18 protein-coding genes and 1 tRNA gene are annotated in these 20168 nt (G+C 73.3%); 12 read left to right on the top strand and 7 right to left on the bottom strand.

Annotation, left to right across the window (positions count from 1 at the left end):
• Nucleotides 1-43: 43 nt before the first annotated feature.
• The 3 genes from rlmH to BCF33_RS08375 all read right to left on the bottom strand — a co-directional run bounded on the left by rlmH (nucleotide 44) and on the right by BCF33_RS08375 (nucleotide 2376).
• Nucleotides 44-508: a 23S rRNA (pseudouridine(1915)-N(3))-methyltransferase RlmH gene (rlmH, locus tag BCF33_RS08385; RefSeq protein ID WP_106160507.1), complete on the bottom strand. Its 465-nt coding sequence runs from the start codon at nucleotides 506-508 to the stop codon at nucleotides 44-46.
• A gap of 1 nt (nucleotide 509) precedes the next feature.
• Nucleotides 510-944 carry a ribosome silencing factor gene (gene rsfS, locus BCF33_RS08380; RefSeq protein WP_106160506.1) on the bottom strand — a complete coding sequence of 145 codons (435 nt, stop codon included), beginning with the start codon at nucleotides 942-944 and terminating at the stop codon, nucleotides 510-512.
• Nucleotides 945-1035: 91 nt separating this feature from the next.
• A complete protein-coding gene (locus BCF33_RS08375) occupies nucleotides 1036-2376 on the bottom strand; it encodes a mechanosensitive ion channel family protein (protein ID WP_106160505.1) in 1341 nt (446 codons plus the stop codon).
• A 238-nt stretch (nucleotides 2377-2614) separates the two neighbouring features.
• On the opposite strand from BCF33_RS08375, the gene leuC reads away from it, so the two are divergent.
• The 11 genes from leuC (at nucleotide 2615) to BCF33_RS08320 (ending at nucleotide 11498) form a co-directional block, all read left to right on the top strand.
• The gene (gene leuC, locus BCF33_RS08370; protein WP_106160504.1) at nucleotides 2615-4054 is read left to right on the top strand and encodes a 3-isopropylmalate dehydratase large subunit; all 1440 of its coding nucleotides are present in this window, start codon (nucleotides 2615-2617) and stop codon (nucleotides 4052-4054) included.
• 126 nt (nucleotides 4055-4180) lie between these two features.
• Complete coding sequence (locus BCF33_RS08365; protein WP_106160503.1) at nucleotides 4181-4624, top strand: hypothetical protein; 444 nt, start codon at nucleotides 4181-4183, stop codon at nucleotides 4622-4624.
• A 2-nt stretch (nucleotides 4625-4626) separates the two neighbouring features.
• Complete coding sequence (locus tag BCF33_RS08360) at nucleotides 4627-5376, top strand: Nmad3 family putative nucleotide modification protein (protein ID WP_106160502.1); 750 nt, start codon at nucleotides 4627-4629, stop codon at nucleotides 5374-5376.
• The gene (gene leuD, locus BCF33_RS08355; protein WP_106160501.1) at nucleotides 5373-5978 is read left to right on the top strand and encodes a 3-isopropylmalate dehydratase small subunit; all 606 of its coding nucleotides are present in this window, start codon (nucleotides 5373-5375) and stop codon (nucleotides 5976-5978) included. Before BCF33_RS08360 ends, leuD begins: the two co-directional genes overlap by 4 nt.
• A 237-nt stretch (nucleotides 5979-6215) precedes the next feature.
• Nucleotides 6216-7043 (top strand): hypothetical protein, encoded by an 828-nt coding sequence (locus tag BCF33_RS08350; protein ID WP_106160500.1) that lies wholly within the window; start codon nucleotides 6216-6218, stop codon nucleotides 7041-7043.
• Nucleotides 7040-8062: an endonuclease/exonuclease/phosphatase family protein gene (locus tag BCF33_RS08345; protein ID WP_106160499.1), complete on the top strand. Its 1023-nt coding sequence runs from the start codon at nucleotides 7040-7042 to the stop codon at nucleotides 8060-8062. Before BCF33_RS08350 ends, BCF33_RS08345 begins: the two co-directional genes overlap by 4 nt.
• Nucleotides 8063-8118: 56 nt before the next feature.
• Nucleotides 8119-9225, top strand: a complete 1107-nt coding sequence (leuB, locus tag BCF33_RS08340) for a 3-isopropylmalate dehydrogenase (protein ID WP_106160498.1) — start codon at nucleotides 8119-8121, stop codon at nucleotides 9223-9225.
• A gap of 60 nt (nucleotides 9226-9285) precedes the next feature.
• Entirely contained in the window at nucleotides 9286-10314 is a 1029-nt protein-coding gene (locus BCF33_RS08335; protein ID WP_106160497.1) for a DMT family transporter, read from the top strand.
• A gap of 45 nt (nucleotides 10315-10359) precedes the next feature.
• A tRNA-Pro gene (locus BCF33_RS08330) sits at nucleotides 10360-10436 on the top strand.
• 184 nt (nucleotides 10437-10620) lie between these two features.
• The gene (locus BCF33_RS08325) at nucleotides 10621-11046 is read left to right on the top strand and encodes an Hsp20/alpha crystallin family protein (RefSeq protein ID WP_106160496.1); all 426 of its coding nucleotides are present in this window, start codon (nucleotides 10621-10623) and stop codon (nucleotides 11044-11046) included.
• 11 nt (nucleotides 11047-11057) lie between these two features.
• On the top strand, nucleotides 11058-11498 hold the full coding sequence (locus BCF33_RS08320; RefSeq protein ID WP_106160495.1) for an Hsp20/alpha crystallin family protein: 441 nt from the start codon (nucleotides 11058-11060) through the stop codon (nucleotides 11496-11498).
• 195 nt (nucleotides 11499-11693) lie between these two features.
• Here BCF33_RS08320 and BCF33_RS08315 read toward each other — a convergent pair whose 3' ends face one another.
• The 4 genes from BCF33_RS08315 to BCF33_RS08300 all read right to left on the bottom strand — a co-directional run bounded on the left by BCF33_RS08315 (nucleotide 11694) and on the right by BCF33_RS08300 (nucleotide 17764).
• Entirely contained in the window at nucleotides 11694-14540 is a 2847-nt protein-coding gene (locus BCF33_RS08315) for an ATP-dependent Clp protease ATP-binding subunit (RefSeq protein ID WP_106160494.1), read from the bottom strand.
• A gap of 128 nt (nucleotides 14541-14668) precedes the next feature.
• Nucleotides 14669-15451 carry an esterase-like activity of phytase family protein gene (locus tag BCF33_RS08310; RefSeq protein ID WP_158259387.1) on the bottom strand — a complete coding sequence of 261 codons (783 nt, stop codon included), beginning with the start codon at nucleotides 15449-15451 and terminating at the stop codon, nucleotides 14669-14671.
• A gap of 70 nt (nucleotides 15452-15521) precedes the next feature.
• The gene (gene mepA / locus BCF33_RS08305; protein ID WP_106160492.1) at nucleotides 15522-16367 is read right to left on the bottom strand and encodes a penicillin-insensitive murein endopeptidase; all 846 of its coding nucleotides are present in this window, start codon (nucleotides 16365-16367) and stop codon (nucleotides 15522-15524) included.
• A complete protein-coding gene (locus BCF33_RS08300) occupies nucleotides 16364-17764 on the bottom strand; it encodes an MFS transporter (RefSeq protein WP_170073295.1) in 1401 nt (466 codons plus the stop codon). The genes mepA and BCF33_RS08300 overlap by 4 nt, the downstream gene beginning before the upstream one ends.
• A 172-nt stretch (nucleotides 17765-17936) precedes the next feature.
• Here BCF33_RS08300 and katG point away from each other — a divergent pair, with 172 nt between their 5' ends.
• Nucleotides 17937-20144: a catalase/peroxidase HPI gene (gene katG, locus BCF33_RS08295; RefSeq protein ID WP_106161484.1), complete on the top strand. Its 2208-nt coding sequence runs from the start codon at nucleotides 17937-17939 to the stop codon at nucleotides 20142-20144.
• Nucleotides 20145-20168: the final 24 nt, after the last annotated feature.

The raw sequence follows: 20168 nt of genomic DNA, 5'->3' as shown, positions 1-20168 counted from the left end.
CTACCCCGCCACGATTCCGCCCGAAAGGGGAGGGGGCGCGTCCTCAGCCCCGATGGTAGGGCGTGCCGGCGAGTATCTGGGTCGCGCGGTAGAGCTGCTCGGCCAGCATGGCGCGGGCCAGCATGTGCGGCCAGACCATCGGCCCGAAGGACAGCACGAGGTCGGCCCGCTCCCGCAGCGCGGGGTCCAGCCCGTCCGCCCCGCCGAGGAGGAAGGCGCAGTCCCGCGCCCCGTCGTCCCGGCGCCCCGCCAGCCACCGCGCCAGCCCGGGCGAGGTCAGCGCGCGTCCCCGCTCGTCCAGCGCCACGACCGCGGCGCCCGGCGGCACGGCGCGGGCCAGCCGCCCGCCCTCCGGGCCCGGCCCGCCGGGGGCCTCGACCTCCGCCACGGCCAGCGGCCCCAGCGAGAGGGCGCGCCCGGCCTTCGCGATCCGGCCCGCGTACTCGTCCAGGAGCTCGCGCTCGGGCCCGCGCCGCAGGCGGCCCACCGCGCAGATCAGAAGGCGCAGGTCAGCCCCCGGCGGCCGGGTCGAACCCCTCGGGCGCGGCCTCGTCCCCGGGGACCTCCGGCGCCTCGAGGCCCTCGGCCCACATCTTCTCGATCTGGTAGAAGGCCCGGACCTCCGGGCGGAAGACGTGGACCACTACGTCGCCGGTGTCGATCAGCACCCAGTCGCCGCCGGACTTGCCCTCGACCTTGGCGAGGCGGCCGAACTCGTCCTTGAGGCGCTGCACCAGCTTGTCGGCGATGGACTGGACCTGGCGCGACGAGCGGCCGGAGGCGATCACCATGTGGTCGGCCATCTCGGACTTGCCGGCGAGGGGGATGGTGACGACGTCCTCGGCCTTGTCCTCGTCCAGCGATGTCAGGATGCGCCCGAGCAGCGCGTCGACGGAAGGTTGCGGGGCGGCCTCGGCGCCCTGCGCGGTTTGTGCGGCAGGCAGGATGACTCTCCTCTGATCGGCGCCGGCGGCCCCGGCGCTTGCATGGCGTCGAATCTAGGCTCGCCCGGCCTGCCGCGCAACGGGTGCGGCGTCACTCCGCCGCCCGCGCGGGCCGGTCCTCCACCGTCGCGAGGCGCGACCCCTCCAGCACCTTCACCTCGCGCTGCGGGAACGGGATCGAGATGCCCTCGCGCTGGAACGCGTCCCACAGCGCGAGGAAGACGTTGCCCCGGATGTTGGTCAGCCCGCCCGTGGGGTCCCTGATCCAGAAGCGCAGGATGTAGTCGACGCTGCTGTCGCCGAAGCCGACGATGTGGCAGACGGGCGGGCGGTCCTGCAGCACGCGCGAGACGCCGATCGCCGCCTCGATCGCCGTCTTGCGCACGAGGTGCGGATCGTCCGCGTAGGCGCAGCCGAAATGGATGTCGAGGCGCACAAAGTCGTTGGAATGCGACCAGTTCACCACCTGGTTGGTGATGAGGTCCTCGTTCGGGATCAGGAACTCCTTGCCGTCCCGCGTCGTGATCGAGACGTAGCGCGCCCCGAGCGAGTTGATCCACCCGAACGTCTCGCCCAGGCTGATCACGTCGCCCGGCTTGATGGACTTGTCCATCAGGATGATGAGGCCCGAGATCAGGTTCGACACGACCTTCTGCAGCCCGAAGCCCAGGCCCACGCCGATCGCGCCCGACAGGACCGCCAGCCCGGTCAGGTCCACGCCCACGGCACGCAGCCCGAAGAAGAACGCCCCCGCATAGAGGACGATCTGCAGCAGCTTGACCGTCAGCACCTGCATTGAGGGCGAGATGTCCTCGTTCCGGCGCACCCTGTCCCCGACCGAGCGCGAGACGAAGGCCGCCGCGAAGAACAGCACCGCGATGATCGTCGCCGCCAGGATCAGGTCGAGCAGCGATATGCGGAACTCGCCCAGCTCCAGCGCGACGGCGTCCAGCACGTCGCGCGTCTGCGACTCGACCCCGAGGTAGTAGACCGTGACCCAGGCCGCCGCGCCCAGCGTCACCCAGCGGCGCAGCGCCTTGTTCACGATCAGCCGCGCCGCGAGCGAGATGATCAGCCACGCGGTCGCGATCTCGGCCGCCAGCCCCACCATGTAGGAGCGCGAGGGCCAGGTGAGCTCGCGCATGACCAGCCAGGTCGCCCAGGCGAGCGCCACGAAGAAGATCAGCCAGAGCCGGCGCACCAGGATCGCCAGCAGGCGCAGGCGCAGCTTGCTCCAGCCGCGCCCCTTCACGAAGGCGCGGATGCGCGGCTCGGCCGCGCGGGCCAGCAGCCAGGCCGCCCCGCCGAGGGCGAGGACGATCAGCACCTGCCAGAGGCGCCAGCCCGGCATCAGCAGGTCCAGCGCGCCCCCGCGCGCCAGGTCCCACCAGGCGCGCGCGGTCTCGACCTCGATGAGGGGCAGCTCCTCCATCCCGGCAGGGTGCCATGACGCGCGCATCCGCCACAAGGCGGGCCTTGCCGCGCCGCCTTTCGGGGCTTAACCCTCCGGCCCCATGACGCGCGTGTTCGACATCGCCGACCGCCGCCGCCTTCCGGGACGGTTCGAGAGGCGCGCCCGCGCGGCCGGCTCGCTCCTCTAGGGCGGCCATGCGGCCCCGCGCCGCGCCACCCACGCCCCGATCCGCGACCCCTCGAAGGGACCCGACCCCATGACCGGCCCGAACGCCCCGAAGACGCTCTACGACAAGATCTGGGACGCCCACCTCGCCCACGAGGCCGAGGACGGCACCGCCCTGCTCTACATCGACCGCCACCTCGTCCACGAGGTCACGTCCCCCCAGGCCTTCGAGGGCCTGCGCATGGCCGGCCGGTCGGTGAGAAGACCGGACCAAACCATCGCCGTGCCCGACCACAACGTGCCCACCACCCCCGGCCGCGAGGACGCCGGCCGCGTGCCCGAGGACAGCCGCGCCCAGCTCGCCGCCCTCGACCGCAACGCGCGCGAGTTCGGGGTCCACTACTACCCCGTCACGGACGTGCGGCAGGGCATCGTGCACATCGTCGGGCCCGAGCAGGGCTGGACGCTGCCGGGCATGACCGTGGTCTGCGGCGATTCGCACACCGCCACCCACGGCGCCTTCGGGGCGCTCGCCCACGGCATCGGCACCTCCGAGGTCGAGCACGTCCTGGCCACCCAGACGCTGATCCAGAAGAAGTCGAGGAACATGAAGGTCGAGATCACCGGGCGCCTGCGCCCCGGCGTCACGGCCAAGGACGTCACCCTGACGGTGATCGGCCGCACGGGCACCGCAGGCGGCACCGGCTACGTGATCGAGTATTGCGGCGAGGCGATCGAGGCCCTCTCCATGGAAGGGCGCATGACCGTCTGCAACATGGCGATCGAAGGCGGCGCGCGCGCCGGCCTCATCGCCCCGGACGAGAAGACCTTCGAATACTGCAAGGGCCGCCCCCACGCCCCGAAGGGCGCGCAGTGGGACGCCGCCGTCGCCTGGTGGCGGACCCTCAAATCCGACCCCGGCGCCCGCTGGGACAAGGTCGTCACCATCCGCGGCGAGGACATCGCCCCCGTCGTCACCTGGGGCACCTCGCCCGAGGACGTGCTGCCCATCGACGCCGCCGTCCCCTCGCCCGACCAGTTCGAGGGCGGCAAGGTAGGGGCCGCGAGGCGCTCCCTCGACTACATGGGGCTGACGCCGGGCACGCCGCTGAAGGACATCGCCATCGACACGGTGTTCATCGGCTCGTGCACCAACGGGCGGATCGAGGACCTGCGCGCCGCCGCCGAGATCCTGCGCGGCCGCCGGGTGAAGGACGGGCTGCGCGCCATGGTCGTCCCCGGATCGGGCCTCGTGCGCGCCCAGGCCGAGGAGGAGGGGCTGGCCGCCGTGTTCCGCGACGCCGGCTTCGAGTGGCGCCTCGCCGGTTGCTCGATGTGCCTGGCGATGAACCCCGACCAGCTCGCCCCGGGCGAGCGGTGCGCCGCCACGTCGAACCGCAACTTCGAGGGGCGGCAGGGCCGCGGCGGGCGCACCCACCTGATGTCGCCGGCCATGGCCGCCGCCGCCGCCGTCACCGGCCGCCTCACGGACGTGCGCGAGCTCTCCCGCTCGCCCGAGCCGGCCGAGTAGTCGCCGCAGACGGGCGAGGGTATGGGCGAGGATTCGCATCATGGCCCCCATTCTCGCCCTCAAACCTTTCGGGTGCGTTAAGCCACCGCGCGCTGGACCAAGCCATTGCGAGAAGGCGTAGAAACCGTGACCGTAGCCTCCGCCGATCCGATCCGCCCGGCGCGCGCGGCCGCTCTGGCGGCCCTGCTCGCGCTCGCGGGATGCGCGGGGGCGGGCGGGGACGGTGGCGGGGACATGCCGCGCATCGACATGTCCGGGCGCACGGCCGTCGACGTGGCGCTGCCGCGCTCGGGGCGGGACCTCGTCCTCGCCTGCCGCCCCGGCCCGGGCGGGGGCGAGGCCGCCGCCCGTGCCGCGGCCGCCGCGCGCGACCTCGACGCGGGCTTCGCCGCCATGGGCGCGGACATCACCGGCCGCTTCCTCGCCGCGCTCGGTTCGGGGGGCGAGCCGGACGCCGCACGGATCGCCCGCATCGCCCGCCGGACCGAGGCCGACCTGACCCGCCGGATCGAGCGCGAGCACGGCTGCGCCCCCGCCCGGCCCCGCCGCCCCGCCCCGAGGGGGTCCTGAACGTGCGCATCGTCCTTTCCCGCAAGGGCGTCGACGGCGCCGCCGGGGGCTGCGCCTCGCCGGTCCTGGACGGGCGCTGCCTCTCCCTGCCGATCCCCGCGCCCCGGCGCTTCCCGTCCGCCGTCCGCTACCGCGACCTCGATTTGCCCGCCCCGGTCGAGGCCCTGTCGAAGGGCCGCCTGACGGGCGACCTGCCCTGCCATCCCGACCCCGCCTTCCACGGGGGCCGCGCGGCCCTCGGCCAGGTCGCGGCGGCCCAGTCCCACCTCGCGCGGCAGGGCGTCGGGCCCGGCGACATCTTCCTCTTCTTCGGCCTCTTCGGCACGGGGCGGGACCGGGCCCACCGCGTCTTCGGCTGGCTGCGGGTCGAGGAGGTGCTCCGCCTTCCCGGCCGTCCCGCGCCCGCCGACCTGATCGGCGAGGGGCGGCCCCATCCCCACACCCGCGGCGACCTCTGCGAGTGGCCCGCCTCCAACGCGGTCTATCTCGGACCCGGCGCGGCGGGCGCCCCGGCGGCGGCGGCGCTGCGCCTCACCGCCCCGGACGGCCCCGCTAGCCGCTGGCGCGTGCCGGGATGGATGCGCCGCACCGGATTGACGTACCACGCGAAACCCGCCCGCTGGGCCGAGGCGGGGCACCTCCTCTCCGCGCCCCGCGGGCAGGAGTTCGTGGCCGACGCCACCGACGTCCCCGAGGCCCGCGCATGGGCCGAATCGATCATCCGCCGCATCCCCGAGGAGCAGCCCGCATGACCCCGTTCACCACCCTCGCCGGCATCGCCGCGCCCCTGCCGCTGGTCAACGTCGACACCGACATGATCATCCCCAAGCAGTACCTGAAGACGATCGAGCGGACCGGCCTCGGCCGCGGCCTCTTCGACGAGATGCGCTACCGCGAGGACGGCGCCGAGAACCCGGACTTCGTCCTGAACAGGCCCGCCTACAGGAAGGCCGAGATCCTCGTCGCGGGGGACAATTTCGGCTGCGGCTCCTCGCGCGAGCATGCGCCATGGGCGCTTCTAGACTTCGGCATCCGCTGCGTGATCGCGCCCTCCTTCGCGGACATCTTCTACAACAACTGCTTCAAGAACGGCATCCTGCCCATCGCCCTTCCCCAGGATCAGGTCGACCTCCTGATGGACGACGCCGAGAGGGGGGCCAACGCGACCCTGACGGTCGACCTCGAGGCGCAGACCATCCAGGGCCCCGACGGCGGCACGATCCCCTTCGAGATCGACCCCTGGCGCAGGCATTGCCTCCTGAACGGGCTCGACGACATCGGCCTGACGCTGGAGAAGGCGGACCGGATCGACGCCTTCGAGAAGGAGGCCGCGCAGGCCCGCCCTTGGGTCTAGGCGGCGGGTCCGGGCCCGGACCCGCGCATCATCGCCCCGCAAGTCCCTTCTTTTCGCCCAGATGTGCCTCCATCGCCTCACCGCAGGGGGCGCGGGATCGCGCGCCTCTGGCCCCCCGGCACGCCGAGGGGCCATGAATGGGGCAGAACGGCGGCGGCGCGCCCGGCGGGCCCTGGCGGAACCCTGGGGCCGGGCGACCGGCCGCGCGGAGAAGGAAGAGAGGGCGGCATCAACCGCATGACGCGATTCCTGGGCGCACTGGCGCGGGCCTTCCTGGTCCTCCTGCTGGCTGTCACGCCATCGGCGGTGCTGCCTGACGTGGGGGCGGAGCAGGCCCAGGTCGCCCTGCTCCTGGGCCTCTTCATGGGGATCTTCGTCCTGTCGGAGTACTCCGGCCCCGCGCCGGGCCTCATCGGCTTCCGCGACGCGCCGCCCATCAACCGGCTTCGCTTCCTCGTGCTCTTCCTCAACGCCTTCTGCCTCTCCGCGCTGATCGCTGGCCCCGAATCCGAGGCCGGGTCCCCCGCGCTCCTCATCGTCCTGCAGGCGATGGGGCAGGTGGTGGCCCTCGGCCTCGACTTCCCCGGCTCGCCCCTGCGGCTGATGGTCGGGGCCGTCGCGGGCCCTTCGGACGCGGACGCGGTCGCGACCATGTGCGGGCTGGCCTTCCTGATATCGGGCACGGTGCTGGTCGCCTTCGCGATGATCGTGCGCCGCGGCGCCTGGCCCCTGAACCGCGCACCCGCGAACCTCTGGGTGCTGCTGCCGACCTTCGATCCGGCCCGCGGCGCCCTGCAGGAGCGGCTGCGCTGGGACGGGCGGTTCTGCGTCGTGCTCGGCCTCTGCCTGCCCTTCCTGCTGCCGATGCTGGCGGCCCTCTCGGTTCCCGCGGGGGGCGGCCTCGCCATGGCGGCGCCGCAGACCCTCGTATGGGTGGTGGCCTTCTGGTCGTGGGCGCCCGTGGCCATGGTCATGCGGGGCCTCGCGATGATGCGCCTCGCCGGCATGGCGGCGCAGCGCGGCTCCGCGCGGGATGGACGGGCGCACGGCCTCGTCTCCTCTTGAGGGGGAGGGCTGCGCTCGTCGCGCTCGGGCTGGCGGCGGGGCAGGGGGCTGGGCAGGGGGCGGCCGCCGACGGGCTGCGCCTCGCCCTCCTCCACTCCGAGCTCTCGCGCGAGGGGCCGGGCCTTCTGCTGCGCGACGCCGCCGAGGGGCGCGCGCCCGTGGCCGCCATCATCGCCCGCATCGTCGCCGCGCGGCCAGACGCGCTGATGCTCGCGGGACTCGACCACGACGCCGAGGGTCTCGCCCTCGCGGCGATCCAGGCCCGCCTCGCGGAGGCCGGGCACCCCATGCCTCACGCGCTGCACCCTCCCACCAACGCGGGCCTTCCCTCCGGCCTCGACCTCGACGGCGACGGACGCCCGGGCGAGCCGGAGGACGCCCATGGCTGGGGGCGCTTCCGAGGGCAGGGGGCCTTCGCCCTTCTCGCCGCGCACCCGCTCGAGCCGCGCGCCGATCTCTCCGCCCGCGAATGGGGCGCCGCCGCCCCCCCGGGCGAGGAGGGGCGGCGCGTCTCCTCCTCCGCGCACGTCTCGGCGGACCTCGTGCTGCCGGAGGGGCGGCTGACGCTCGTCGCCTTCCACGCGGACGCGCCCGCCTTCCGCCCGACATCGCCCCTTCGCAACGCCGCCGAACTGGCGCTGGGCGCCGAGCTGGTCGAAGGGGCCTGCCCGGCCTTCGCGGTGCTCGCGGTGACCAACCTCGACCCCGCCGACGGCGACGGGATCGGCGGGGCGATGCGCGCCTTCCTGGACCGGCCCGACCTCCGGGACCCGCGCCCCGCCGCGCCCCCGAGCCATTCGGACCCCGGCCACGAAGGCGATCCGGCGCTGGACACAGCCCTGTTCGACGGCCCCTCGGGCCCCGGCGGGCTGCGGACCGACTACGTGCTGCCGGCCGCCGTCCTTCCGATCGCCGGGGCCGCGCTGGAACGGCCCGCTGACCCGGCCGACCCCTCGCGCCACGCGCTCGTGCGGGTGGACCTCGCCCTGCCCGACGCGCTGCCGCCCTGCGAACCTTGACCCCTTCGGGCCCCGGTCCTAGCCCCGCCCGGACCCTTCCCAGCCGGAGCGACGCGATGTCCGATCCCACCCTCCTGATCCTGCCCGGCGACGGCATCGGCCCCGAGGTCATGGCCGAGGTCCGCAAGGTCATCGAGTGGACCGGCGCGAACGGCGGCCCCCGCTTCGACGTCCAGGAGGATCTGGCCGGCGGCTGCGCCTACGACGCGCACGGCACCCCCCTGACGGACGGGACGATGGCGCGGGCCCTCGCGGCGGACGCGGTCCTCCTCGGCGCGGTGGGCGGGCCGCGCTACGACGCGCTCGACTTCTCGCTGAAGCCCGAGCGCGCGCTCCTGCGCCTGCGCAAGGAGATGGACCTCTTCGCCAACCTGCGCCCCGCGCAGTGCTTCGACGCGCTGAAGGACTTCTCCTCCCTCAAGCCCGAGCTGGTCTCGGGCCTCGACATGATGATCGTGCGCGAGCTGACCTCCGGCGTCTACTTCGGCGAGCCGCGCGGCGTCACGGGCGAGGGGGACGGACGCGTCGGCATCAACACCCACCGCTACGCGGCCCCCGAGATCGCGCGCGTCGCCAGGGCCGCCTTCGATCTGGCCCGCCGCCGGCAGGGCCGCGTCTGCTCGATGGAGAAGTCGAACGTGATGGAGGCCGGCATCCTCTGGCGCGAGGTCGTCGAGGAGGTCCACCGGGACGGCTACGAGGACGTCGAGCTCTCGCACATGCTGGCCGACGCGGGCGGGATGCAGATCGTGCGTGCGCCCAAGCAGTTCGACGTGATCCTGACCGACAACCTCTTCGGGGACATGCTCTCGGACGTGGCGGCGATGCTGACCGGCTCGCTCGGGATGCTGCCCTCCGCCTCGCTCGGCGCGCCGCGGGAGAACGACCGCCCCAGGGCCCTCTACGAGCCGGTGCACGGCTCGGCGCCCGACATCGCGGGACAGGGGAAGGCGAACCCGATCGCCTGCATCCTCTCCTTCGCGATGGCCCTGCGCTACTCCTTCGACGCGGGCGAGGCCGCGACGCGGATCGAGCGCGCGGTCGAGGCGGTGCTGGCGGACGGCGTGCGCACGGGCGACCTGATGCAGGCGGAAGGCGGCCGCCCGGCCACGACCGCGCAGATGGGCGACGCCATCGTGGGGAAGCTCTCCGGGACGGCTTGACCGGCGGCCCGGGCGGGCGCAGGGCGGGGGCGGCCCCCTCCTCCTTGCGATCCCCGTCCCATGCCCTCCCAGCCCCGCGGCGCCCTCCTCGCGCTCCTCGCCTTCGCGCTCTTCTCCGCCCACGACGCGGTCGTGAAGGCGCTGGGCGGGCGCTACGACACCTTCCAGATCCTCTTCTTCGCGGTCCTCCTCTCCTTTCCGCTGGCGACCTTCCTCCTGATGCGGGACGGCGAGCCGGGGACCTTGCGGCCGCGCCATCCGGGATGGGTGGCGGTGCGCACGGCCGCGACGACGCTGACGGGCCTGTGCACCTTCCACGCCTTCGGCGCGCTGCCGCTCGCGCAGGTCTACGCGATCCTCTTCGCCGCGCCCCTCATCATCACGGTCCTCTCCATCCCCCTCCTGGGCGAGCGGGTGCGCCTGCGCCGCTCGATCGCCATCCTCGTGGGCCTCGCGGGGGTGATGGTGGTGCTGCGCCCGGGGGCGATCCCGCTGGGCCTCGGCCACCTCGCGGCGCTCGGGGCGGCGTTCGGCGGGGCGCTGGCTTCGGTGATCGTTCGCAAGATCGGCCGCGAGGAGCGGCCGGTCGTCCTGATGCTCTACCCGCTGGCGGCGAACTTCGTGATCGCGGGCTCGGTCATGCCTTTCGTCTACAGGCCCGTGGCGGGGGCGGACCTCGCGCTGCTGGCCTGCATCGCGGGGCTGGGCTTTTGCGCGACGCTCACGCTGATCGCCGCCTACAAGCGGGCCGAGGCGACGACCGTCGCGCCCATGCAGTACAGCCAGATCGTCTGGGCGACCGTGCTGGGCGCGCTCCTCTTCGCGGAGGCGCCGGACGGCTGGACGCTGCTCGGCGCGGGGATCGTGATCGGATCGGGCCTCTACATCCTCCTGCGGGAGAGCAGGGGCGCCTCGGCCACCACGCCCGTCCTGCGCTCGCGCAGCCGGATCGGCACGCCGGGGCTGCCGCGCGTCTCCGTGCTGATGGACCGCGCCCGGCCCATGCCGCCCCCGGCGGGTCCGGGCGTGCGCCCGCGCGGCCTCGCCGGGCCGCCGGGTCGCGCGGGCGCCTTGCACCGCCGGACCTGAACCCCTTGCGCGGCGCCCGGCCCGGCGCTATCGCCGCGCCACGGTCGGAGTATAGCTCAGCCTGGTAGAGCACTGTCTTCGGGAGGCAGGGGTCGTAGGTTCGAATCCTGCTACTCCGACCAAAACCCCGCCATTCCCTGCGGCATCGGTCGATCCACGGATGGTCGTCCCCCCGGTTCCTTCGGGTCGCCGCGCCTCCGCCGGCAGGAACCCCGCCCTCGGCGCGACGTTTCGTCATCGCCGGGCCTTCGTAGCGCACGCGTCCGGTCCGGCATGCACATGCACCCATGACGGAGGCCCGGCACCATGTTCCGGACGAGCACCGATCCCTTCTACGAGATGCGGCGCCTGACGCGCCAGATGGACCGCCTGATGAGCCAGCCGGCCGCCGGCGCGGCGGGCGGGGGCGCGTTCCCGCCGATGAACGTCCATGCGGGCCCCGACGGCATCGCGATCACCGCCGAGGTGCCGGGCCTGTCGGCCGACGACCTGGAGATCTCGGTCCATCGCGACACGGTCACGCTCAAGGGCCAGCGGGACGCCGCGCCCGAAGGCGCGAAGGCCTGGCACCGCCGCGAGCGCGGCACGGGCCGTTTCGTGCGGACCCTCTCGCTGCCTTATGCGGTCGACCCCGAGAAGGTCGAGGCGAGCTTGGCGGACGGCGTCCTCAAGCTGTCGCTGCACCGGCCGGAGGCGGACAAGCCCCGGCGCATCGAAGTCAAGGCGAGCTGAAGGAGACCGCCATGCAGGACGAACATCAGACGCAAGACGAGGCGAACCGGGAAGAGGGCATGGAGGGCCCGCAGGAGAAGCTGCCCGCGGAGGCCGAGGGAGGCGAGCCCACGCGCTCGCGCCCGACCTTCCGGCCCCGCTGCGACATCGTCGAGACCGACGAGGGCCTCGTCATCCTCGCGGACATGCCGGGCGCGAAGGCCGATACGCTCGACGTGTCGATCGAGCGGCGGGAGCTGACCATCCGCGCCGAGGTCGAGGACCATGCGCCCGAGGGCATGGACCTCGCGCTGCGCGAGTACCGCGTCGGCGACTGGGAACGGCGATTCCGGATCCCGGTCGAGATCGACGCGGACCGGATCGAGGCCAAGCTGCGCGACGGCGTGCTGACGCTCACGCTGCCCCGCGCGGAGGAGGCGCAGGCCCGCCGCGTGGAAGTCGGCGCCGGCTGATCCCTGGTCGAACCCCCTGGCCGAAGCGGGCGCCGCCGCGCTCGCTTCGGCCGCATCGGCTCCACGGCGCGGGACATGACATGCATGCCTTCGCGCCGATGGCGCCGGATGACTGGCACGCGCGAGATCCCAGCCCGCTTCGCCAGCCGCGGGGGCCGGGGCGGGACTTGCCGCGCCCGGAAGCCGCTCGAAGGGTCACCCCGAGGGCCTGTCCCCCCTTCCCGCGGCTTCCTCCGCGGCGGGCGGGCCAGCTTTCGAGGCATCGCCCGATCGTCCTTTCCCCGCATCCTTTGCCTTCCCCGCGTTCCCGTCCTCGCGGGCGGGCGGCTCCGGGGTGGCGTCGTCCTTCTCGACCGAGAGGGCGAAGTCGCCGTCCTCGACCGACACGGTGACGCGGTCGCCTTCCGACACCTCGCCGCCGAGCATCTTGCGCGCCAGGGCCGTCTCCACCGAGGAGCGGATCAGGCGGCGCAACTCGCGGGCGCCGAACTCGGGGCGGTAGCCCTCGTTGGCCAGCCGCTGCACGGCGCGGTCGTCGAAGACGAGATCCACGCCCTGGGCCGACGCGGTTCGGCGGACCCGCTCGAGCTGCAGCTCGACGATCTCCCTGATCTGACCGCGGTCGAGCGACCTGAACACGATGATCTCGTCGATCCGGTTCAGGAACTCGGGCCGGAAATGGCCGCGCAGGACGTCCATCAGCCGGTCCTTCAGCCCCGCCTCGTCGGCCTCGGCCGTACCGCGGCGACGCATCTCGTCCTGGATGAGGTGGGCGCCGAGGTTCGACGTCGCGATGATGATCGTGTTGGTGAAGTCGATCACCCGCCCCTTGCCGTCCGTGAGCCGACCGTCGTCGAAGACCTGCAGGAGCACGTTGGACACGTCGCCATGGGCCTTCTCGATCTCGTCGAGGAGGACGACGGAATAGGGCTTGCGCCGCACCCGCTCGGTCAGCTGCCCGCCCTCGTCGTAGCCCACGTAGCCCGGCGGCGCGCCGATCAGGCGCGCGACGGTGTGCTTCTCCATGTATTCGGACATGTCGATGCGGATCATCGCGTCCTCGTCGCCGAACACCGTGGCGGCGAGCGCCTTCGCAAGCTCGGTCTTGCCGACGCCGGTGGGGCCGAGGAACAGGAAGGACGCGATGGGGCGCGAGCCTTCGCGCAGCCCCGCGCGCGCCAGGCGCACCGCGTCCGAGACGGCGCGCACCGCCTCCTCCTGGCCGATGACGCGCTCGTGCAGCGTCTCCTCCATGCGGGTCAGCCGCTCCCGCTCCTCCGCCGTCAGCTCGCTCACGGGGATTCCGGTCAGCTTGGCGACGATGTCCGCGATGTCCTCGGCGCGCACCTCGTCCGAGCGCGAGCGGCGATCGGCGCGCCATGCCTCCTCGGCCTCCTCCAGCCGCGCGCCGGCAGCCTCCATCCGCTTGGCGATGTCGGCCTCGCGCGCCTCGTTCCGGTGCGAGCGGGCGTAGTCCCGCTCGCGTTCGAGCTGCCGCACCTCGGCCTCGGCCTCCTGCACCTCGGGCGGGCGCGAGGTCGTGGCCATGCGGACCCGCGCGGCCGCCTGGTCCAGCAGGTCGATCGCCTTGTCCGGCAGGTAGCGGCCCGTGACGTATCGGTCCGACAGCTCGGCGGCGGCGACCACGGCCTCGTCGGTGACGGACACCTTGTGGTGGGCCTCGAACGTGTCGCGCAGGCCGCGCAGGATCATGATCGCCTGCTCGACCGTGGGCTCGGGCACCAGCACCGGCTGGAAGCGCCGCTCGAGCGCGGCGTCCTTCTCGATGTGCTTCTGGTACTCGTTCAGCGTGGTGGCGCCGATCAGGTTCAGCTCGCCCCGGGCCATGGCCGGCTTGAAGGTGTTGGCGACGTCCAAGCCACCCTCGCCGGCGCCCGCGCCGACGATCGTGTGCACCTCGTCGATGAACAGGATCAGGTCGTCGGCGTCCCGTGCCTCTTCCATCACCTTCTGCACGCGCTCCTCGAACTCGCCACGGTACTTCGACCCGGCGACGAGCGCGTTGACGTTCATCTCGACCAGCCGCTTGCCGCGAAGCGTCTCGGGCACCTCGCCGGCATGGATGCGCTGCGCCAGCCCTTCCACGATCGCGGTCTTGCCCACGCCGGGCTCGCCGATGAGGACGGGGTTGTTCTTCTTGCGGCGGGCCAGGACCTCGATCGTGGTCTCGATCTCTCGCGCGCGCCCGATCACGGGGTCGAGCTTGCCGTCGGCCGCAAGCTTCGTGAGGTCGCGCGCCACCTTGTCCAGCTCGGGCGTGTCAGACGGGCGCTCGACCGCGCCATCCTCGGCGCCCTCGCCCACGACCTTCGCGATCTGCTGGCGCAGCGCCTGGGGGGTCAGGCCGTACTTTCGCAGCACCTCCGAGGCGAGGCCCTCGCCCTCCTCGGCCAAGCCGATCAACAGATGCTCTGGCCCGACGTAGCGGTGGCCCATGTCGCGCGAAGCGGCGAGCGCGCGGCTCAGCGCGTCCTTCAGGCGCGGCGTCACGCCGATCTCGTCGCCATCCGCCTTGTGGTCGCCCTTCGGGGCGTTCTCCTCGATCCAGCGGCGCAGGTCGGCGGGGTCGACCTTCACCTGCTCCAGCACGGCCTGCACGACGTCGGCGTCGGCCAGGGCGTGCAGCAGGTCCTCGGTGTCGACTTGGGTGGTGCCCCGCTCCTGCGCGCGGCGGGCGGCGGCCTGCAGCATCTCCTTGGCGCGCTCGCTCATCACGTCCATGACGTTGACGCTCTCGCGCGGGCGGCGGGGCGACAGGCGGGACGTCTCGCCGCCGTTCTCGCCGCCGAAGGCGCCGCGAAGGGGGCTGCCCTCCCCGAAGAACTCGTCGAACATCGAGCCGCCCCCCAGCGGCGAGCCGCCGAAGAGCGACTCGAGCGGCGAGGAGGCGCGGCCCCGCCCCGTCAGGCGGCGGTAGTCGCGGTCGCACAGCTCCACGTCGCGCAGGCGTCCGTTCACCCGCGCCTGCACCTCCACCGTCGCGGGACGCTCGCCGCATACGTCGCAGATTCCGTTCGCCATGGATGCCTCCTCTTCGTGCGTGTGCCGTGCGGACGCAGACGGGGGCGCCGCCTGCCGTCCGCCCTGGAATGAACGCGGACGGCACCGCGCGGTTGCACGGCGCGGGACCGGGCGCGGCGGCCGGCTCTTCAGCCTTCGAGGACGTACTCGACGATCTGCGCACGCTGGAACGGCAGGAAGTTGTCGTCCGACACGAGGGTCAGCCGGACCGCGCCTTCCGCGTCGCGCCAGGCGGCGATCCCCTCGAGGTTGCCGTGCAGCCCCAGGGGCAGGTCGAGGACCGTCTCGCCGCCCGTCAGCCCATCCGGCCCTAGCGCGAAGCGCCGAACCCGCGCGGCGAAGCCGAGCCCCCCGAAGCGGCGCTCCAGGAGGTAGAGGCGCCCGTCGGGCCCCCAGTCGGCCCCGGTCGGGCGCAGGCCGGAGGGCGCGGCGGCCAGGGCGGGCAGGGTCGTCCAGCCCGTGCCGGTCCAGAGGCGGACGGGATGGCGGCCGTCCGCCCCGCTTCCCTCGGAGATCGCGAGAACCCCCGCCGGCGTGGCGGCCAAAGCCTCGAAGCCCTCGTTCCGCGCGATGCCCGGGGCGGGGTCGATCGCCGTCAGCGGCGCGGAAGGACCGTCCAACGGCCGCGCGCCCGGCGCCCATGTCGAGACCCGCGGGCGGCCGCCTTCGAATGCCACGTACCATCGCCCGTCCGCACGCCGCGCCAGCGCCTCCGAGTCCACCCGCCCCATGGACGCGCCGTCCCGGCCGAGGAGAGGGCGCGAGGCGCGGACGCGGGCGGCCACGGGGTCGCCCGCCGCGTCCCGCTCGATCATCAGCTCGTGCAGGGTGCCCCGATCGCCGAGGAGGACGGCGTCCTGCCCCGGCGCCTCCAGCTCGATCCCGGATGCGCCGCCGACCTCGACGGGCACCGCGCCCGCCAGGCGCCCCTCCCCCCGGCAGGGAAGGGCGGCTAGCAGCGCGAGAAGGAGGGGTGCGGCGCTAGCGCCCGACCAGCGCGGCACATTGCCCTGGCAGGTCCGCCAGCGTCAGCTCCCGCCGCGGGGCCGGCGCCGGCGCGTTCGGGTCGGGCGGCGGGGGGTTGAGGATGTTCGCCTGCCACTGCCGCGCCTCGGCGCAGCCGTCGCCGGGCGGGGGCGGGTCCTGGTCGACGCAGCCCCTCTCTCCGCGCGGGCAGCGCAGGCGCACGTGGAAGTGGTAGTGGTGCCCCCACCAGGGCCTGATCCGCCGCAGATAGGAACGATCGCCCGTCTCGGCGTCGCACATCGCGACCTTCGCGCCGGGGAAGACGAAGATGCGCGCCACGCGCGGGTCGGAGGCCGCCGCGCGCAGCAGCGCGTGGTGCGTCGGGGTCCACCGGTCATTGACGTAGGCCCCCTCCGCCCGCCGCATGGAGATCGAGGAGATGTTCTCCCGCTCGCCGGGCGAGAGGTCGAGGCGGCCGGGGGGGCGCATCCATATGTCGGCGTCGAGGCCGATCTGATGCGAGCGGTGCCCCGACAGCATCGGCCCGCCCCTGGGCTGGCTGAGGTCGCCCACGTATATGCCGTTCCACCCGAGGAGCCGCGCGCTGCGGGACAGGTCCTGCACGAAGTCGATCAGCGCCGGGTGGCCCCAGTTGCGGTTGCGGCCGAGGCGCATGGCCTGCCAGGTGGGCCCCGTCTCGGGCAGCTGCGCCGCCCCGGCGAGGCACCCGCGGCTGTAGGAGCCGTAGGCCCGGCCGTCCCCGGCGGTGGGCCCGTCGACGCGGCCGAAGAACTCCCGCGCCTCCGTCTGGGCGAGGGCGGGCAGGGCGGCGAGGATCAAGAGGCCGATCAGTCGGATCATGTGCGATCTCCTTCCGGTCTCACCCAGCGTAGCAGGACGAGCCCCGCAAGGAAGAGGAGCGCGACCGGAAAGATGCCGAGCCGCGCCGATCCCGTGGCCGAGGTGGCGATCCCGATGAGCAGGGGCGCGAGGAAGGCCGTCGCCTTGCCCGAGAGTGCGTAGAGGCCGAACGCCTCCGTCGCGCGCGCGGGGTCGGAATGGCGCACCATCATCGTGCGCGACGCCGCCTGCAGCACGCCGCCCGCGCCGCCGATCGCCGCGCCGAGGACGTAGAAGACCACGTCCGCCGTTCCCATCCCCTCGCCGAACAGAAGGCGCGCGGCGCCCGTGGTGGGCAGCCCCGTCGCCAGCGGGACGCCAAACAGCGCCTCCGGCGTCATGCCGACGAGCACGATCACCACCCCCGTCAGCACCAGGACCGCCCCCACGATCACCGGCTTCGGCCCCAGCGCCCCGTCGAGCCGCCCCCCGGCCCAGGAGGCGATCGCGGCCGCGACGGCCCCGAGGATGCCGAACACGCCGACCTGCGTGACCTCCCAGTCGAGGACGAGCGTCGCGTAGACCCCGCCGAAGGCGTAGAGCGCGACGAGCGCGTCGCGGTAGAGCATGGAGCCCGCGAGCCACGCCGCGAGCGATGGGCGCCCGGGGATCGAGCGGACCATCGCCTTCAGGTCCGCCCAGGCCCGCGGCACGCTGGCGCGCCGGGTGTCCGCGCGGTCGTCCCGGACGTAGAGGAAGAAGGGCACCATGAAGAGCGCGAACCAGATGGCGGCGAAGGGCCCGACGAAGCGCGTCCCCTCGCGGGCCCCGGGGTCCAGCCCCAGCGCGGGCGGCCTGCCCAGCAGCGTGGTGCCGCCCGGCTGCTCGACGAAGAACGCCAGCATGATCAGCAGCGCCAGCACGCCCCCCGCATAGCCGAGCGCATAGCCCGCCCCCGAGAGGCGCCCGACCCGCCCCCCCGTGGCCAGCGAAGGCAGCATCGCGTTCGTGAAGATGGTCGTGAACTCGGCCCCCGCCATCGCGATCCCGAACGCCACGAGCGCGAGCACGACGCCCGAGGCGTCCGGCGCCATGACCCACAGCCCCGCCGTCCCCGCGACGTAGAGCAGGGAGAACGCCCAGACCCACGGCATCTTGCGTCCCGACGTGTCCGCCAGCGCCCCGAGGAACGGCGCCGTCAGCGCGATGGCGACCCCGATCCAGGTCTGCGCGCGGGACCATAGGATCTGGGCGCGCGCGTCGGCCGCCGCCTCGGGCAGCCCGTCCGACAGGAGGGCGCCGGCCACGACGGCGGTGAAGTAGGGGCCGAAGACGAAGGTGAGGCAGAGCGTGTAGAAGGGCTGCGAGGCCCAGTCGAACATCAGCCAGCCGAAGACCCGGCGCCGGTCCCCCGCCACGGGCACGTCCGTCGTCGCGCTCACCATCCCCGCGTCCTCCCCGCCGCCACGCTCGCGGGGATCGCGCGGCTTGGCAACGGGCAAGTGAACGCCGCCGCGACAGGACGCGCCTTCAAACCACGCCCGACGCCGGTTAGAACGATTCCAAATCACTACGGGAGACCAGATCATGATGGACGGAGACGACCGCCCGGCCTCGGGCCATTGCCCGGTCCTGCACCACACCTCGTTCGGGGGGCGCGGGAACCGCGACTGGTGGCCCGAGCAGCTGAACCTCGGCATCCTGCACCAGAACCCGCCCGCGGGCGATCCGGTCCACGGCGACTTCGACTACCGCGAGGCGTTCCGATCCCTCGACTACGAGGGCGTGAAGGCCGACCTGCGCGCGCTGATGACGGATTCGAAGCCCTGGTGGCCGGCCGACTGGGGCCATTACGGGCCGTTCTTCATCCGCATGGCCTGGCACGCGGCCGGCACCTACCGCACGGCGGACGGCCGCGGCGGCGCCTCCTCGGGCTCGCAGCGCTTCGCGCCGCTGAACTCCTGGCCGGACAACGCCAACCTCGACAAGGCGCGCCGGCTGCTCTGGCCGGTGAAGCAGAAATACGGCGCCTCCCTCTCCTGGGCGGACCTCCTGATCCTGACGGGCAACGTGGCGCTCGAGACGATGGGCTTCCGCACCTTCGGCTTCGGCGGGGGCCGCGTCGACATCTTCGAGCCCGAGCAGGACATCTACTGGGGCGGCGAGGCCGAATGGCTGGCCGTCTCGGGGGGCGAGAACTCGCGCTACACGGGCGACCGGGTGCTCGAGGCGCCGCTCGCGGCCGTGCAGATGGGCCTGATCTACGTGAACCCCGAGGGCCCCGACGGGAACCCGGACCCAGCCGCGTCGGCGCGAGACATCCGCGAGACCTTCGCGCGCATGGCCATGAACGACGAGGAGACGGTCGCCCTGACCGCCGGGGGCCACACCTTCGGCAAGTGCCACGGCGCGGGCGACCCCGGCCACGTGGGCGCCGAGCCCGAGGGCGGCGACATCGCCGAGCAGGGCCTGGGCTGGATGTCGGCGCATGGGCTGGGCCACGGCGCGGACACGATCACCTCGGGCCTCGAGGGCGCGTGGACGCCGAACCCGACCCGGTGGGATGGCGGATACTTCGACATGCTCCTGGGCTACGAGTGGGAGCTGACGACCTCGCCCGCGGGCGCCAAGCAGTGGCAGCCCACCGACCCGGCCGCCCATCACCTCGTTCCGGACGCGCATGTGGAAGGCAGGTTCAACCCCCCGATGATGACCACGGCCGACATGGCCATGAAGGTGGACCCCGAGTACCGGAAGATCTCGGAGAGGTTCCACGCGGACCCGGCGGCCTTCCAGGACGCCTTCGCCCGCGCCTGGTTCAAGCTGTGCCATCGGGACATGGGGCCGAAGGTCCGCTACCTCGGCCCCGAGGTGCCGGAGGAGGACCTGATCTGGCAGGACCCGATCCCGGCGCCCGAAGGCCCCGTGATCGACGAGGGGGACATCGCCGAGCTGAAGGGCGAGCTTCTGAAGGCCCTCTCGGTGAGGGACCTCGTCCGTACGGCATGGGCCTCGGCGGCCAGCTTCCGCAAGTCGGATATGCGTGGCGGCGCCAACGGCGCGCGCATCCGCCTCGCCCCCCAGAAGAACTGGGAGGTGAACGATCCCGCGACGCTGGGCGACCGCCTCGCCGCGATCCAGGCGGTGAAGGACGCGTTCGACGCCAGGGGCGGCAAGACCGTCAGCCTCGCCGACCTGATCGTGCTGGGCGGCGTCGCGGCCGTCGAGAAGGCCGCGCGCGACGGCGGGGTCGAGGTGTCGGTCCCGTTCCACCCCGGCCGCGGCGACGCGACGGAGGAGCAGACGGACGCCGCCTCCTTCGAGCCGCTCGAGCCCGAGGCGGAGGGGTTCCGCAACTACCTGCGGGGCGACTACTCCGCCCCTGCCGAGAAGATGCTGGTCGACCGGGCGCACCTCCTGGACCTGACGGCGCCCGAGATGACCGTCCTGCTGGGCGGGTTGCGGGTGCTGGGGGTGAACGCCTTCGACGCGGCGCACGGGGTCTTCACCGACCGTCCGGGCGTCCTGTCGAACGACTTCTTCGTCTCCCTCCTCGACATGGACACGAAGTGGTCCGCCAAGGAGGGCGAGCCCGGCGTGTTCGAGGGGCGCGACCGCGCCTCCGACGCGCTGAAGTGGACCGCGACGCGGGTGGACCTCGCGTTCGGGTCGAACTCGCAGCTGCGCGCGCTCTCGGAGGTCTACGGAGCGAACGACGGCAACGAGCGGTTCGTCCGCCACTTCGCGGAGGCCTTCGCGAAGGTCATGGACAACGACCGCTTCGACCTTCGGGCATGAGCCGCAGGGCGCGGGGGGAACCCC

Origin of the sequence: Hasllibacter halocynthiae, from assembly GCF_003003095.1 — a bacterium.
Lineage (GTDB): Bacteria > Pseudomonadota > Alphaproteobacteria > Rhodobacterales > Rhodobacteraceae > Hasllibacter > Hasllibacter halocynthiae.
Note: the sequence above shows the minus strand (reverse complement) of the source record. Positions and strands in the feature narration are given on the sequence as shown.

What these genes read in the sequence shown, in the direction of transcription:
- katG (WP_106161484.1), top strand. Translation starts at nt 17,937, where the DNA reads ATGGACGGAGACGACCGCCCGGCCTCGGGCCATTGCCCGGTCCTGCAC.
- mepA (WP_106160492.1), bottom strand. Translation starts at nt 16,367, where the DNA reads ATGATCCGACTGATCGGCCTCTTGATCCTCGCCGCCCTGCCCGCCCTC.
- BCF33_RS08320 (WP_106160495.1), top strand. Translation starts at nt 11,058, where the DNA reads ATGCAGGACGAACATCAGACGCAAGACGAGGCGAACCGGGAAGAGGGC.
- leuB (WP_106160498.1), top strand. Translation starts at nt 8,119, where the DNA reads ATGTCCGATCCCACCCTCCTGATCCTGCCCGGCGACGGCATCGGCCCC.
- BCF33_RS08335 (WP_106160497.1), top strand. Translation starts at nt 9,286, where the DNA reads ATGCCCTCCCAGCCCCGCGGCGCCCTCCTCGCGCTCCTCGCCTTCGCG.
- leuC (WP_106160504.1), top strand. Translation starts at nt 2,615, where the DNA reads ATGACCGGCCCGAACGCCCCGAAGACGCTCTACGACAAGATCTGGGAC.
- BCF33_RS08350 (WP_106160500.1), top strand. Translation starts at nt 6,216, where the DNA reads ATGACGCGATTCCTGGGCGCACTGGCGCGGGCCTTCCTGGTCCTCCTG.
- leuD (WP_106160501.1), top strand. Translation starts at nt 5,373, where the DNA reads ATGACCCCGTTCACCACCCTCGCCGGCATCGCCGCGCCCCTGCCGCTG.
- BCF33_RS08375 (WP_106160505.1), bottom strand. Translation starts at nt 2,376, where the DNA reads ATGGAGGAGCTGCCCCTCATCGAGGTCGAGACCGCGCGCGCCTGGTGG.
- BCF33_RS08315 (WP_106160494.1), bottom strand. Translation starts at nt 14,540, where the DNA reads ATGGCGAACGGAATCTGCGACGTATGCGGCGAGCGTCCCGCGACGGTG.
- BCF33_RS08325 (WP_106160496.1), top strand. Translation starts at nt 10,621, where the DNA reads ATGTTCCGGACGAGCACCGATCCCTTCTACGAGATGCGGCGCCTGACG.